The 1,169-nt window shown below is 54.0% G+C and carries 1 protein-coding gene; it reads left to right on the top strand.

All coding sequences use genetic code 11. The annotated features are described in order from the left end of the window. Positions 1–29: 29 nt before the first annotated feature. Positions 30–1,169 (top strand): aminotransferase class III-fold pyridoxal phosphate-dependent enzyme (locus tag ACWGS9_RS34880; RefSeq protein WP_454509439.1); only part of this gene is annotated, 1,140 nt, incomplete at its 3' end.

The raw sequence follows: 1,169 nt of genomic DNA, 5'->3' as shown, positions 1-1,169 counted from the left end.
GCCACAATCCTAAAGAGGAGCTTTACAAAATGTCAGTCACCGCCGCAGGTTCAAGCAAGCAAAATGCAGATATCGACTCCGTTCTCAAAGATGCACGGCAGCAATTTATTGACCGCAATCCAAAAAGCCTGGCCCGTCATGTGGACGCCAAGCAGTCACTTCCAGGCGGCAACACCCGCGCCATACTCTGGTACAATCCTTTTCCACTCACTTTGGTGTCCGGAGATGGCTGCTATGTAACAGACCTTGATGGCCATCAATATGTGGATCTCTTGTCGGAATACACTGCGGGACTCTACGGACATTCGGACCCAACGATAGCGGAAGCCATGATTGATGCCATCAAGGACGGTGTCATGCTCGGTGGGCCAAACCGTTACGAGGCACAGTTGGGTGCCGCTATCGTTGACCGCTTCCCTGCTGTCGAACGGATACGCTTTTGCAACTCCGGCACGGAAGCGAATATCATGGCTTTGACGGCCGCGCGGGCAATCACGGGCCGAACCAAGATACTGGTGTTCAGAGAAAGCTATCATGGGGGCGTGATGGCCTTTGCAAACGGGGGCTCGCCACTCAATTTGCCTTTCTCTTTTTTGTTGGCCGACTACAACGATGAGGATGGCGTAGAAAAGATTATGCGAGAGAATGCGAATGAACTCGCTGCGATTATGTTGGAGCCAATGTTGGGGGCTGGAGGCTGCATCGTCGCCAAGCCAACGTTCCTTCCGCGTATCCGGGATCTGGCTGACGAACTCGGTGTCATCTTGATCTTCGACGAGGTGCAAACGTCACGCTTAGGCTATAGAGCGTTGCACGGGGAACTTGGTATCCTTCCCGATATGGTCACGCTTGGAAAGTATCTCGGCGGCGGCGCAAGCTTCGGTGCCTTCGGGGGGAAGTCCTCTATCATGGACCGGTTTGATCCTGCACGTGCCAATTCGTTATCGCACAGCGGTACCTTCAACAACAACGTCCTAAGCATGGCTGCAGGATTGGCTGGCTTCACCAAGGTTCTGACTGAAGAAGCAAGCCGAAAAGTGAATGCCATTGGCGACTGGTTGCGAGGCGAGATGAACACCGCCCTCGAGCGGCATGCGGTTGCTGCCACAGTACTCGGCCAGGGGTCGTTGATGAATCTGCATTTTGTTGATGGCTTGGTTGAGACACCG

The organism is Mesorhizobium sp. Arg314 (assembly GCF_053714275.1).
Note: the sequence above shows the minus strand (reverse complement) of the source record. Positions and strands in the feature narration are given on the sequence as shown.